The sequence below is a fragment of the Pseudomonas sp. RW407 genome, from assembly GCF_003176655.1.
In the GTDB taxonomy this organism is placed as follows: Bacteria; Pseudomonadota; Gammaproteobacteria; order Pseudomonadales; family Pseudomonadaceae; genus Pseudomonas; species Pseudomonas delhiensis.
In genome coordinates, this window is sequence record NZ_QGSL01000107.1 from 158312 (window position 1) to 172027 (window position 13716).

Annotated in this window: 9 protein-coding genes; 5 read left to right on the top strand and 4 right to left on the bottom strand. The window is 70.3% G+C overall.

Annotated features, from left to right (window positions below; all coding sequences use genetic code 11):
* Positions 1-113: 113 nt before the first annotated feature.
* From DK254_RS24725 to DK254_RS24735, 3 genes are all read right to left on the bottom strand, one after another.
* Positions 114-401 (bottom strand): hypothetical protein, encoded by a 288-nt coding sequence (locus DK254_RS24725; protein WP_109935947.1) that lies wholly within the window; start codon positions 399-401, stop codon positions 114-116.
* Between the two features lie 69 nt (positions 402-470).
* Complete coding sequence (locus tag DK254_RS24730) at positions 471-923, bottom strand: GNAT family N-acetyltransferase (protein WP_158546438.1); 453 nt, start codon at positions 921-923, stop codon at positions 471-473.
* Positions 924-993: 70 nt separating this feature from the next.
* Complete coding sequence (locus DK254_RS24735; RefSeq protein ID WP_109935949.1) at positions 994-2685, bottom strand: sensor domain-containing diguanylate cyclase; 1692 nt, start codon at positions 2683-2685, stop codon at positions 994-996.
* A gap of 251 nt (positions 2686-2936) precedes the next feature.
* Between DK254_RS24735 and DK254_RS24740 the strand changes: the two genes are divergently transcribed.
* The 4 genes from DK254_RS24740 to DK254_RS24755 all read left to right on the top strand — a co-directional run bounded on the left by DK254_RS24740 (position 2937) and on the right by DK254_RS24755 (position 11814).
* A complete protein-coding gene (locus DK254_RS24740; protein WP_089392335.1) occupies positions 2937-4628 on the top strand; it encodes a bifunctional diguanylate cyclase/phosphodiesterase in 1692 nt (563 codons plus the stop codon).
* Between the two features lie 31 nt (positions 4629-4659).
* Positions 4660-9138, top strand: a complete 4479-nt coding sequence (locus DK254_RS24745) for a CHASE domain-containing protein (RefSeq protein ID WP_109935950.1) — start codon at positions 4660-4662, stop codon at positions 9136-9138.
* A 126-nt stretch (positions 9139-9264) separates the two neighbouring features.
* Complete coding sequence (locus DK254_RS24750) at positions 9265-10440, top strand: GGDEF domain-containing protein (RefSeq protein ID WP_109935951.1); 1176 nt, start codon at positions 9265-9267, stop codon at positions 10438-10440.
* Between the two features lie 474 nt (positions 10441-10914).
* A complete protein-coding gene (locus DK254_RS24755) occupies positions 10915-11814 on the top strand; it encodes a bestrophin family protein (protein ID WP_109935952.1) in 900 nt (299 codons plus the stop codon).
* 15 nt (positions 11815-11829) lie between these two features.
* On the opposite strand, the gene moaB is transcribed toward DK254_RS24755, so the two are convergent.
* The gene (gene moaB, locus DK254_RS24760) at positions 11830-12369 is read right to left on the bottom strand and encodes a molybdenum cofactor biosynthesis protein B (RefSeq protein WP_089392340.1); all 540 of its coding nucleotides are present in this window, start codon (positions 12367-12369) and stop codon (positions 11830-11832) included.
* 325 nt (positions 12370-12694) lie between these two features.
* On the opposite strand from moaB, the gene DK254_RS24765 reads away from it, so the two are divergent.
* On the top strand, positions 12695-13594 hold the full coding sequence (locus tag DK254_RS24765) for a LysR family transcriptional regulator (RefSeq protein WP_109935953.1): 900 nt from the start codon (positions 12695-12697) through the stop codon (positions 13592-13594).
* The last annotated feature ends 122 nt before the right edge of the window (positions 13595-13716 follow it).

Below are 13716 nucleotides of genomic sequence, written 5' to 3' on the forward strand. Positions count from 1 at the left end.
AGGGCGGGCCGCGTAGGCGAGGGTTGGGGAGAGGGAACGGAGTTGACCTCAAACGCCGAAGCCACCGGCAAACTCCGTTCGCGAGCAAGCTCGCTCCTACAGGGGTGAAGCGATCAGACCAGCAGTTCCGGCTCGACCATGTCGCATTCGAAACTGATCCGCCCCCCCTTCTCGTCCGCACTGCCACCAGTGATCGGGCCATAGTAGTTGAGGCCGTTGTCCAGGCTCACGCAGACGTGGGTCGGCTCGTCCGGCGCATCCAGCTGCCCCTGGAACACCAGCTCCATCACCCCCGGCTCCAGGGTACGCAACTCGACGGCAATGGCCGGATTGTCCACGGCCTCGGTTTCACGCCCCCGGTGCTCGGCGCTGACGGTGACAGTGGCGGTGAAGTGCGGCATGAAGTGCTCCAGGGCTGGGGAAAGGAATGCGGGCGCCAATCTGCCCGGCGCGGCGGCGCCTGGCAAGGGTCAGCCGACGTGAAAGCGAAAGCGCAGGTGCGGCCAGGCGTCGGGGTCGTCCACCGGCAGCGGCACGGTGCCGCGCGGCACCACCCGCAGCCAGAACGCCAGGGCGTCGCGGTTGCCGGTCAGCACGTTGAGCTGCCAGTCGCCGGGCTGGCGGGCGAACAACGCCCGGGCCGCAGCGCGGCCCACGCCCCGGCGGCGGAACGCCTGGCCGACGTAGAACTCGGCCAGCTCGTGCAGGCCCGGCCGTTCCAGGGCGCGCACCAGGGCGAAGCCGGCGACCTGGCCGTCGACGCGGATCAGGTAGGGCCGGCGGCCGGGCTCCACCCAGTACAGCGCCAGGTAGGGGTACAGGTCCGACTCGACGCCGAGCTCGCGCAGGTAGCCCGGCAGCATGGCCGACAGCAGCGGCTCCTCGTCCATGCCGGCGACCTGTACTTCGACTTGCGGGTTCACGGTGGCCTCCCCTGGGCAGTGGTCCATGCACCATAGCCCATCGGGCCGTCATCCGGCCCGCCGTGGCCCCCTAGAGGTACTCGATGCGGTTGCGCCCGGCCTGCTTGGCGCGGTACAGCGCCAGGTCGCTGCGCGACAGCACCGCCTCGGCCGTGGCGTCGCCGGCGAGCATGTCGGCGACGCCGATGCTCAGCGTCAGCGGGATGCGCTCGCCGGCGTGCACCAGCGGGGTCTGCGCCAGATGCTCCTGCAGGCGCTGGGCGAAGGCCACCGCGTTCTCGCGGCTGGCGTCGCTGAGCAGCACGGCGAATTCCTCGCCGCCCATGCGCCCGACGCTGTCGCTGCGCCGCACGAGGCCTGCGAGGATGTCGGCGAAGTGGCGCAGGGCCAGGTCGCCCACCGCGTGGCCCCAGCGGTCGTTGATGGCCTTGAAGTGGTCCAGGTCGCACATCAGTACCGCGGCGCTGCGTTCGCCGCCGCGCTGCACGCGGCCCAGCTCGGCCTGCAGCTGGTGCATGAAGCAGCGCCGGTTGGGCAGCTGGGTGAGGAAGTCGGTGGTGGCCAGCACCTGCAGCTCGGCCTCGATGCGCTTGCGCTCGGTGATGTCGGTGATGAAGCCGTGCCAGAGCACGCTACCGTCGGCCTGCAGGCGCGGGTGGGCATGGCCCTGGCGCCAGCGCACGCCCTGCCCCGGCAACTGCACCCGGTACTCCATCTCCCAGGGCACCAGGGTCCGCGCCGAGACCTCCAGGGCGGCCAGGTAGCGCGGCAGGTCCTCGGCATGGATGATCCCGCGGATGCGCTCGACGGGGCCGTCGGCCAGGTCCTCCGGGGCCATGCCGTAGATTTCCCGGCAGCCGGCGCTGACGTAGGGGAAGCGCGCCGAGCCGTCGGGCAGGCGGCGGAACTGGAAGACCATCCCGGGAATCTCGTTGGTCAGGTTGGTGAGCAGCTCCAGGTTCTGCCGCAGGCGCTCGGCCAGCACGCGCTGGGCGGTGATGTCGGTGGTGGTGCCGAGCATGCGCAGCGGCCGCCCCTGGTCGTCGCGCTCGACCACCTTGCCGCGGCTGCACACCCACATGTAGCTGCCGTCCTTGCGGCGCAGGCGGTGCTCCACCTCGTAGGCCGGGGTCCGCCCGGCGAAGTGCGCCTCCAGGGTCGCCCTGACGTAGGCCAGGTCGTCGGGGTGCACGCGCGTGTAGCTTTCCTCGATACGCTCGCCGATCTCCTCCTCGGCGTAGCCGAGCAGGGCCTTCCAGCCGCGGGAATAGTGGATGGTGCCGCTGGGCACGTGGCGGTCCCAGATACCGGTGCCGCTGCCCTCCACCGCCAGCGCCAGGCGCCGCTCGGTGGCGCGGGTGCGCTCGGCGCCGCGCTCCAGCTCCAGCAGCGCGGCGGCCATGCCGGCGTACTCGGCCAGGGCCTCGCCCTGCCGGGCGTCCAATTCACGCGGGCGCTCGCCCAGCAGCCAGAGCTGCCCCAGCAACTGGCCGCCGGCCGAGCGCACCGGGCAGATGCGCAGGAACGCCCAGCGCGCAGCCAACCCCGCCACGCCGCCGTCGAAGGGCCCGCCCAGGCATTCGAGCCAGGCCCTGTCCTCCGCGCCCAGGCCCAGGCAGGCGCACAGCCGCCAGGTGCCGCCGCCGTCGCAGGTCAACGCCGCCGCGTCCAGGGCCAGGTGCCCCAGCGCCAGACGCAGCAGCCCGGCATGATGTCGCTCGCCCACACTCTCCATCGCGCACCCAGTACTCACGGACTGCATCTGCACACTGCTCGCTCAGGCATCCACGGATGCCGCCAGGAAAGTCGGCCATTGCCCTGATGAGTCTATCCATAATGGCGTTCTGACGTCATGGCTACCCATCGGCTGGCAGGCACAGCTCATCGCCCGCCGGCCACGGGGCGCCCCCGACAAGGAATATCAATTTGACATCATGCAGGGGTGGGCCCTCATGATCTAGGCTAGCCTCATGCCAGAATTCTCCTACAGAAGTTTTCCGCTGGAGCAAGGGAATGCCGGAAGATCCGCGTAACTTCGACTCGGTCATCCTGATCGTCGACGACCAGGTCAGCGACATACAGCTGCTGGGCGAGGCGGCCAGGGGGCTGGGCGTGACGCACTTCGCCGCCGACGGCCGCCAGGCCCTCGAGCTGGCCCGGCGCATCCGTCCGGACGTGGTCCTGCTGGACATCGAGATGCCCGGCATGGACGGCTTCGAGGTGTGCCAGGCGCTGATGGCCGACGCCAAGCTCAGCGACGCCGCGGTGATCTTCGTCACCGCCTACGACCAGGTGGCCCACGAACTGCGCGCCCTGCAGATGGGCGGCGTGGACTTCATCACCAAGCCGATGAACCTGCCGGTGGCCCGTGCGCGCATCCGCACCCACGCGCGCCTGCGGCACATGGCGAAGATCCTCGCCAACCAGGACCCGCTGACCAACCTGCCCAACCGCGCCCTGCTCGGCGACCGCATGGCCCAGGCCATCGAGGGCGCGCGCTGCAACCAGCAGCGCGTCGGCCTGCTGTTGCTGGACCTGGACAACTTCAAGGCGATCAACGACGCCGAGGGCCACTCCCTGGGCGACGCCATCCTGCAGGAGACCGCGCTGCGCCTCAGCCGGCACTGCCGGGCCATGGACACCGTGTGCCGGCCCGGCGGCGACGAGTTCGCCGTGCTGCTGCCGGAAGTGCACAGCCTGGAGGCCATCGGCGATTTCGCCGCGCGGGTGCAGGCGGCCCTCGGCGAGCCCTACGTCATCCGCGGCACCAGCTACCACCTCACCGCCAGCATCGGCATCAGCCTCTACCCCGACGACAGCGACGGCGCCGAAGACCTCTACCGCCACGCCGACGCCGCCATGTACCAGGCCAAGGCCGCCGGGCGCAACGGCTACAGCTTCTTCTCGGCGGACATCGAGAGCCGCATGCGCGCCCGCCACCTGCTCGAGCGGCACATGCGCCTGGCTCTGGAGATGGGCGTGTTCGAGGTGTTCTACCAGGCCAAGGTGCACGCCGCCACGCGCGCCATCGTCGGCGTCGAGGCGCTGATCCGCTGGCGCGACGGCGAGGGCCGTCTGGTGCCGCCGGCGGAGTTCATCCCCCTGGCCGAGGAAACCGGGCTGATCGTGCCCATCGGCCAGCAGATCCTCCTGCGCGCCTGCCAGGACGCCCGCGCCTGGAACGACGCCGGCCACCCGCTGACGGTCAGCGTGAACATCTCGGCGGTGCAGTTCCGCAACGAGAACTTCGTCGGCCAGGTGGCCGAGATCCTCGCCCAGACGCGCATGCAGCCGGGCAACCTGGAGCTGGAGATCACCGAGGGCGTGCTGGCCAGCGACCGCTACGCCTCGCGCCAGACCCTGGCGGCGCTACGCGACCTGGGGGTGCGCATCGCCATCGACGACTTCGGCACCGGCTACTCCAGCCTGGCCTACCTCAAGCGCTTCCCGGTGAACGTCCTGAAGATCGACCAGAGCTTCGTCCGCGACATGCTCCAGGACCGCAGCGACTCGGCGATCATCGAGGCCATCATCAAGCTCGCCCAGGCCCTGGACCTGGAGCTGGTGGCCGAAGGGGTGGAATGCCCGAACCAGGAGAGCGCGCTGGTGGCGCTGGGCTGCCCGGTGATGCAGGGCTACCTCTACTGCCGCCCGGTGCCCCGCGACGACATGAGCCGCCTGCTGGCCGACGGCCTGCAGCCATGACCACAGGCACGAGCGCAACGGGAAGGATCGGGTGAAGACGACACCGGGCAACCTCAGGTTCAACCGCTGGTCCTGGGTCGCGCTGGCCCTGGGCGTGTTCTGCTCGGCGCTGGGCGCCTGGCTGGTGCAGCGCGGCAACGAGCAGCAGGCCAGCGCCGCCGTGGCGCAGGAGGCCAGGCGCCTGGCCGACACCGTGCTGGCGCGCATCGAGCTGTACCAGTACGGCCTGCGCGGCGCCCGTGGGGCGGTGCTGACCGCGGGCGAGGCGCACATCAGCCGCGAGGTCTTCCACCGCTACGCCCAGACCCGCGACATCGCCAGCGAATTCCCCGGCGCGCGCGGCTTCGGCTTCATCCGCCGGGTGCCGGCCGAGGCGCTGGACGACTTCCTGCGCAGCGCCCGCGCCGAGGGCCGGCCGGACTTCGCCGTGCGCGAGGTGACGCCCAACCCCGGCGAGCGCTACGTCATCCAGTACCTGGAGCCGGAGCCGGCGAACCTGGCCGCCATCGGCCTGGACGTGGCCTCCGAGCCGCGCCGCCGCCAGGCCGCCCAGGCCGCGCTGCGCACCGGGCTGCCGCGGCTGAGCGCGCCCATCACCCTGGTGCAGGCCTCGGGCGCCTCGCAGCAGTCCTTCCTCATGCTGCTGCCCATCTACCGCGGCGGCGCGACGCCCGCCGACATCGAGCAGCGCCAGGCCGAGGCCATCGGCCTGAGCTACGCGCCGCTGCTGATGCGCGACGTGCTGGACGACCTGCACCTGGACGACCCCGCGGTGCACTTCCAGCTCGCCGACGTGACCGACGGCACCCCCGGCGACACCTTCTACAGCAGCGGCGACGACGCCAAGGCGCCGCTGCTGTACCCGCAGAGCCTGCAGCGCGACGTGTTCGGCCGCCGCTGGCAGATCGACTTCAGTGCCCACCCGGCCTTCGTCCAGCGCCTGCACCCGCTCTCCCCGCCCCTGGTGTTCGGCGCCGGCTGCCTGGGCAGCCTGCTGCTGGCCGCGCTGCTGGGGGCCATGGCGGTCAGCCGCCAGCGCCGCGGCCAGGTGCTGGAGCAGCAGGCACGGCTGGCGGCGATCGTCGAGTCCTCCGCCGACGCCATCGCCGGCAAGAACCTGCAGGGCGAGATCACCAGCTGGAACGCCGGCGCGCAGAAGCTGTTCGGCTACGCCGCCGAGGAGGTGCTCGGGCGCCAGGCCAACGGGCTGCTGGTGCCCGCCGAGCGGGCGGCGGAAGAGGAGCCCCTGCTCAGGCGCGTGGCCCGGGGCGAACGCCTGCCGTCCTTCGACACCCAGCGCCGGCACAAGGACGGCCGGCTGATCGAGGTGTCGCTGAGCGCCTCGCCCATCCTCGGCCCGCGCGGCGAGGTGGTGGGCACCTCGACCACGGTGCGCGACATCTCCGCGCAGAAGGCCGCCGAGGCGCGCATCCGCGAGCTCAACAGCGGCCTGGAGCGCCAGGTGGCCGAGCGCACCGCGGAACTGGCCGAGGCGAATCGCCTGCTGACCAATGTGCTGCGCTCGGCCTCGGAGGTGTCGATCATCGCCACCGACGCCGGCGGCGTCATCCGCATCTTCAACCGCGGCGCCGAGCGCCTGCTCGGCTACCGTGCCGAGGAGGTGGTCGGCCAGGTCACGCCGCAGCACCTGCACCTGGAGGAAGAACTGGCCACCCGCGCCGCCCAGCTGAGCGAGGAATACGGCCGCCCGGTGCCGGGCTTCCGCGCCCTGGTGCAGAAGGCCGAGGACCAGGGCGCCGAGACCCGCGAGTGGACCTACGTGCGCAAGGACGGCAGCCGGGTGCCGATGAGCCTGGTGGTCACCGCCATCCGCGACGAGGCCGGCCAGGTCACCGGCTACCTCGGCATCGCCGTCGACATCACCGAGCGCAGGGCCGCCGAGGACCGCCTGCGCCTGGCCCACGACCAGCTCGCCCTGGCCGCCGAGGCGGCCGGCCTGGGCATCTGGTGGTGGCGCCCGGCGGACGACACCCTGCACTGGAACGAGCGCATGTTCGAGCTGTACCAGCAGCCGCCGGCGCTGAACGGCAACGGCCTGTGCCTGGAACACTGGCGCGAGCGCCTGCACCCGGAGGACGTCGACACCACCCTCGCCAGCCTGGCGGACGCGGTGGAAGGCCGCGGCCACTACGAGCCGACCTTCCGCATCGTCCGCCCCGACGGCCAGGTGCGCTACATCCAGGCCGCCGCCCGCGTCGAGTACGACGCCGACGGCACGCCGCTGCGCGTCACCGGCATCAACCTGGACATCACCCGCGAGCGCGAGATGCAGGCCTCGCTGCGCCAGGCCAAGGAACAGGCCGACGCCGCCAGCGCGGCCAAGTCCAGCTTCCTGGCCAACATGAGCCACGAGATCCGCACGCCGATGAACGCCGTGCTGGGCATGCTCTTCCTCGCCCGCCAGACCGAGCTGAACCCGCGCCAGCGCGACTACATCGACAAGGCCCACTCCGCCGCCAACGCCCTGCTCGGCCTGCTCAACGACATCCTCGACTACTCCAAGATCGAGGCCGGCAAGCTGCTGCTGGAGGAACACCCCTTCGAGCTGGAGGCGCTGATGCGCGACCTCGCCGTGGTGCTCTCCGGCAACCTCGGCAGCAAGGACGTGGAGATGCTCTTCGACATCGACCCCAACCTGCCCGGCAGCCTGCTCGGCGATCCGCTGCGCCTGCAGCAGATCCTCATCAACCTGGCCGGCAACGCCATCAAGTTCACCGACCACGGCCAGGTGGTGGTCAGCGTCCAGCAGCTGGGCCGCACGGGCGAGCGCCTGCGCCTGCGCATCGGCGTGCGCGACAGCGGCATCGGCATCGGCCCGGCGCAGCTGCAGAGCATCTTCGACAGCTTCACCCAGGCCGAGGCCTCCACCACCCGGCGCTTCGGCGGCACCGGCCTGGGCCTGTTCATCTGCAAGCGCCTGGTGGAACTGATGGGCGGCCGGCTGCAGGTGGAGAGCCGGCTGGGCAACGGCAGCCACTTCTGGTTCGACCTGGACCTGGCGGTGGTCGGCGAGCGCCCGCTGAAAGCCGGCTGCGCCGTCATCGACCGGCCGCTGCGGCTGCTGGTGGTGGACGACAACCCCAGCGCCGCCGAGCTGCTGCTGCGCACCTGCGAGTCCCTGGGCTGGCACGCCGACCAGGTCAGCGGCGGCATGCAGGCGGTGGCGCGCTACCGCGAGGCGACGCGCCAGGGCCAGCACTACGACGTGGTGCTGATGGACTGGCGCATGCCCGACCTCGACGGCCTGCGCGCGGCGCGCCTGATCCAGCGCGAGGCCGGGGCGCGCACGCCGCCGACCATCATCATGATCACCGCCTACGGCCGCGAGGTGCTGGCCGACGTGCGCGACGGCGACACCCCGCCCTTCATCGACTTCCTGACCAAGCCGGTCACCCCGCGGCAGCTGGCCGACAGCGTGCAGCAGGCCCTGGGCGGCGAACCCGCCGAAGCGCCCGCCGCCCCCGTGGCCAGCGCCCGCCGCCTGGCCGGGCGGCGCCTGCTGGTGGTGGAGGACAACGCGCTGAACCGCCAGGTGGCCGCCGAGCTGCTGGCCAGCGAGGGCGCCGAGGTGCTGCTGGCCGAGGGCGGCCTGGAAGGCGTCGAGCAGGTGTGCCACGGCGTGCCCCTGGACGCGGTGCTGATGGACGTGCAGATGCCGGACATCGACGGCCTGGAAGCCACCCGGCGGATCCGCGCCGACGGCCGCTTCGCCGCCCTGCCGATCCTCGCCATGACCGCCAACGCCGCCCAGTCCGACCGCGAGGCCTGCCTGCTGGCGGGCATGGACGACCACATCGCCAAGCCGATCGACAAGGAGCGCCTGGTCAATTGCCTGCTGGCCCACCTGGAAGCGCGGCAGCCCGTCCGCGAAGTGCCGCCGCAGGCAACAACAGCGGACGCCATCGTCGAGAGCCGCGACAGCGTGCTGGGGCGCTTCGGCGGCGAGGAGAAGCTGATCCACCGAGTGCTGCGCAGCTTCGAGCCGGAGATGGACAAGCTGCTGGAGCGCCTCGACCGGCTGCGTGGCAGCGGCGACGTGAAGGCCGGCGCCGGCCTGCTGCACACCCTCAAGGGCAGCGCCGGGACCATGGGCGCCAGCGCCCTGGCTGAACGCTGCGCAGCCCTGGAGGCCGAGCTGCTGCGCGCCCCGGCCGAGGCCCAGGCGGACGCGCTGGCCACCCTGCCGGTGGACGAGCTGCGCCAACTGCTGGCGGTGACATTGGGCGAACTGCAGGCGCTGTTCGCCGAACCGCCGGGCCTGGCCGAAGGCACGGCCGCGCAGCTCAGCCGCCCGCAGGTGCGCGAACGGCTGGAGGAAATCCTCGCCCTGCTGGAATCGGGCAACCTCGACGCCCTCGACCGCCTGGAGGCGCTGGCCCGCCACCAGCACGCCTGGCCGCGGCATTTCCTGCGCTTCAACGACCTGGTCCAGGCCCTGGACTTCAAGGGTGCGCTGCAGGTGGGCCGGGAGATGCTCGATGAACTGTGAGCCGCACGGCAGCCCACGCGCACGCCCGCTCAAGTCGCTGCACGGGCTGCCGACACATTCCTGCGACAACTTGTCGGGCGTGGCCCTGCGTGCGACATACCGATGGAACGGCCACAGGCGGGAACCATGAGCCTACCCGAGTACCCCACGGCCAGCGGCGAACGGCAGATCCCCGCGCACCTGCAGCCGGCCCTGCGCGCCTACGTGCTGCAGCACTACCGCGGCTTCCTGCTGGCGATCAACTTCATCGCCATGGCGGCCTACGACGCCTACGTCTTCGCCGACGCCGCGCTGATCCCGGACATGGCGCTGCAGTCGCTGCTGGTGCGCGGCCTGCTCAGCCTGGTCGGCCTGCTGAACATCTACCTGGTGTTCCGCCACAGCCGCAGCGTGCTGCTGATGGACCTGCTGATGCCGCTGCACGACATCGTCTCGGCCATCGCCTGGTTCGAACTGCTCAAGCGCAGCGCCTCGCCGGACGTGCCCACCTTCCTCTACGCCTCGGTGGTGTTCATCGTGCTCGCCAACCTGGGCGTGCGCTATTCCTTCGCCGGCATCCTCGCCTGCTCCCTGGCGATCTCGGCGGTGATCCTCGGCAACGTGGCGCTGATCCACGCCGGCGATCCCAAGGCGGTGCTGGTGTTCACCCTGGTCTACCTGCCGGTGCTGGTGTTCAGCCTGTTCATCAGCTGGACCAACATCCATGGCGTGCGCCGGGCCTTCCTCGCCGACCTGGAAGGCCAGCGCCAGCGCGCCGAGCTGGCCGAGCTGAACCAGCGCCTGCAGGAACTGGCCGCCACCGACGCCCTCACCGGCATCGGCAACCGCCGCGCCTTCGACCTGCGCCTGGAGCAGAGCTGGCGGCAGATGCGCAGCCACGGCCGGCCCTTCGCCCTGCTGCTGGCCGACATCGACTACTTCAAGCCCTACAACGACCACTACGGCCACCCGGCCGGCGACCGCTGCCTGTGCGAGGTGGCCACCTGCATGGCCGAGGCCCTGCGCAGCGGCCAGGCTCAACTGTTCCGCTACGGCGGCGAGGAATTCGTCATCCTCCTCCAGGTGGCCAGCCCGCAGGAACTGCGCCAGGTCGCCGAGCGCCTGCGCGAGCGGGTGGCGGAACTGGACATCGAACACCTGCACCGCCCCGACCGCCTCTGCCGCCTGACCATCAGCCTGGGCGGCGGGCTGCCCGACAGCGGCGGCTTCACCGAACCGGGCGAGTTGCTCGCCCACTGCGACCGCCTGCTCTACCAGGCCAAGCAGCAGGGCCGCGACCGGGTGTGCCTGGCCGAGGGTTAGGCGGCACAGGTGGAAGTGCTCACGCAGGGGAAATACTGGCCGGGATAATCCGGAACAATAGGTTCAAGCTGAACTTTCCAGAACGCCAATCCGGACAACTTCAATTAACGGAATGCCGTTTTCGAAAGAACTTTCGATCCGCATCATCGCCGTACGCAACATAGAGTTCGCCCGAAATCGCCCTTCCCCTGAAACCCCCGTCGCAAAGGCTTCCGATCTAATCGGGAGAGACCGATAGAGCACACTTATCGGTTGGTAATCAAAAGCGATTTGACGCATCTGGAGCGGCTCTCTAGCCTCGGCGCAACGCTGTAGCCACGGCCTTGGAAACAAACTTCCGACTCTTCCAGAGATGCCCCGGCAGACGAGCCGTACCGCATGGCGGAGCGCTTCGTCGCCCCGGGCACGCGCAAGTCCTGCGCTGCATGAACATGACCGGCGGCCTACCGCCCTCCCCCTGTCCACGGACGTACCATGATCGTTCACCCCCACCCCAACATGTTCAGCGTGCTGTTCACGCTCAAGGGGTCCATTGCCAGGCGCATTGCCTGGCGCAGCCTGATGGTCACCCTGCTGGCGTCGCTGATCGTACTGGTCGAGACCCGTCACCCGGCGTTCTTCGCGCGGGTCAACGCCACGCCCTTCACCCTGCTGGGGCTGTCGCTGTCGATCTTCATGAGCTTCCGCAACAACGCCTGCTACGACCGCTGGTGGGAGGGCCGCAAGGCCTGGGGCAAGGTGGTCATCGAGATGCGCTCGTTCATCCGCGAGAGCGTCGCCATCGGCGACCAGGCGCTGCGCGAGAAGCTGCTGCGCGCGCTCTGCGGCTACGCCCATGCGCTCAACGCGCGGCTGCGGGGCGAGGACGAACTGCAGGCGGCGCGGCCGTGGCTGGCGGCCGATGCGCCGGTGGCGCTGCACAACGTCAGCGACGGCATTCTCCAGCAGGTCGGCGGGGCCTGCTCGGCGCAGGCCCGCTGCAACGCCCTCGGCGAGTGGCGCTACGTCACCCTGGAACAGCGCCTGGTGGGGCTCAGCGAGGCGCAGGCGGTGTGCGAGCGGATCAAGGGCACGCCGCTGCCCTTCCCCTACACCCTGCTGCTGCACCGCACCATCTACATCTTCTGCATCCTGCTGCCCTTCGCCATGGCCGAGCCGCTGGGCTGGATGGCGCCGCTGTTCACCACCATCGTCAGCTACACCTTCTTCGGCCTGGACGCCATCAGCAACGAGCTGGAAGACCCCTTCGGCCGCGACGAGAACGACCTGCCCACCGACGCCATGGTCCGCGTCATCGAGCGCGACATCCTCGGCGCCCTGGGCGAGCGCTCGCTGCCGCCGCCGCTGGCGCCGGTGGACTGCATCCTCAGTTGAAGGGCGAGGCGCGGCTCATTGCCGCGATTCGCAGGGCTTGCCGGGCTTGAGGTGGGCGACGAAGTTGCAGGGCCGGTGGCGGGCGTCGAGCTGCTCGGCGAGGATGCCTTCCCAGGCGGTGCGGCAGGCATTGGTGGAACCCGGCAGGCAGCACACCAGGGTGCCGTTGGCCAGGCCGGCCAGGGCGCGGGTCTGCACGGTGGAGGTGCCGATGTCGAGGATCGACAGCGCGCGGAACAGCTCGCCGAAGCCTTCGACCTGCTTGTCCAGCAGGCAGGCGACCGCCTCGGGGGTGCTGTCGCGGGCGGTGAAGCCGGTGCCGCCGGTGACCAGCACCACCTGGACGTCATCGTCGGCGATCCAGGTGGCGACCTGGGCGCGGATCCTGTACAGGTCGTCCTTGAGCAGCACGCGGGCGGCCAGGCGGTGGCCGATCTCCACCGAGCGGCTCGCCAGCAGCTCGCCGGACGTGTCGTTGTCGAACGTGCGGGTATCGCTGACGGTCAGCACGGCGATATTCAGCGGAACGAATTCCGCATTGGGTTTGACGCTCACGCCTTCATCTCCGAACAGGGAATTCGCAGCCACGCTAGAGACAAACCCATACCCCGTCCAATCGATATGGCAGACTGAACGATCGACGCCCTCTATCGGCGCTTCCGGCCTTTCGCGGCCTGCTTTCACGCATGATAGGACCGGCCTATCGGGCGGTCGGCAGCAACGATTGGACGCCGCCCGCAACGCCCGGTAACGTGCCGTTCATCCGGGCCGGACGAGCAGCCCCACGACAAGACCGACGGCGCAGCGCCGCACGTTCGGCTACACACTAATGAACGACGCCGGCCAGGCCTTCGCCCCCACTACCCGACAGGCAGCTCCCATGGACATCAAGCAGCTCAAGTTCCTCATCGCCCTGGACCAGACCCGGCACTTCGGGCAGGCTGCCGCGCTCTGCCACATCACCCAGCCCACGCTGTCCATGCGCCTGCGCAACCTCGAGGACGAGCTGGACCTGGTGCTGGTGACCCGCGGCCAGCGCTTCGAGGGCTTCACCGAGGCCGGCGAACGCATCCTGGCCTGGGCCCGCACCCTGCTGGCCGCCTACGACGGCCTGCTGGCCGAGGCCGCCAGTTGCCGCGGGCAACTGGTGGGCAGCCTGCGCCTGGGCCTGGTGCCGCTGTCCAGCTTCAACCCCATGCAGGTGCTCAAGCCGCTGTCCCAGCGCTACCCGGAGCTGCAGTTCCAGCTGTCCTCGCTGAGCTCGGAGCAGATCATCGACGGCCTCAGCCGCAACCAGCTCGACCTCGGCATCTGCTACCTCGACCAGGTCAACACCAGCTACTTCGAGGTGCTGGAACTGGCCACCACCACCATGGGCCTGCTGCACGACGTGCGGCACTTCCAGTTCGACGACGGCGAGCTGCGCTGGGACAGGCTCAACGACATCCCCCTGGGGCTGCTGAGCAAGGGCATGCACTACCGCCAGTCCGTCGACCTGAGCTTCCGCAGCCGCGGCATGGACCCGCTGCCGGTGCTGGAGAGCGACTCCAGCTTCCAGCTGATCCAGGCCATCGGCGAAGGCATGTGCTGCGCCATCATGCCGCTGAACTGCGGCCTGGAAACCCTCAGCGAGCACCTGAAGATCACCCCCATCGCCGGCGCCAGCATCCACAGCCCCATCGGCCTGCTGCAGCGGCGCACCGAGCCGCGCTCGGCCCTGGCGGAAAAATGCTTCGCCGAGGCGCGCACCATCCTCGCCGGGGAAGACCCGAGCGCATGAGCCACTGAAACCCAGGTGCCGCCCGGCACCCCGGAGCCCGCATGAACCCCACCCCGAACCCCACGCTGCCGACGCAGCAGCCGAACGCCGAACCCAGCCGGCCCCTGCGCCGGCAACTGCTG

Bases quoted from the DNA above. Each gene is read 5' to 3' on its own strand.
- DK254_RS24725 (WP_109935947.1), bottom strand. From the start codon at position 401: ATGCCGCACTTCACCGCCACTGTCACCGTCAGCGCCGAGCACCGGGGG.
- DK254_RS24735 (WP_109935949.1), bottom strand. From the start codon at position 2,685: ATGCAGTCCGTGAGTACTGGGTGCGCGATGGAGAGTGTGGGCGAGCGA.
- DK254_RS24740 (WP_089392335.1), top strand. From the start codon at position 2,937: ATGCCGGAAGATCCGCGTAACTTCGACTCGGTCATCCTGATCGTCGAC.
- DK254_RS24750 (WP_109935951.1), top strand. From the start codon at position 9,265: ATGAGCCTACCCGAGTACCCCACGGCCAGCGGCGAACGGCAGATCCCC.
- DK254_RS24755 (WP_109935952.1), top strand. From the start codon at position 10,915: ATGATCGTTCACCCCCACCCCAACATGTTCAGCGTGCTGTTCACGCTC.
- DK254_RS24765 (WP_109935953.1), top strand. From the start codon at position 12,695: ATGGACATCAAGCAGCTCAAGTTCCTCATCGCCCTGGACCAGACCCGG.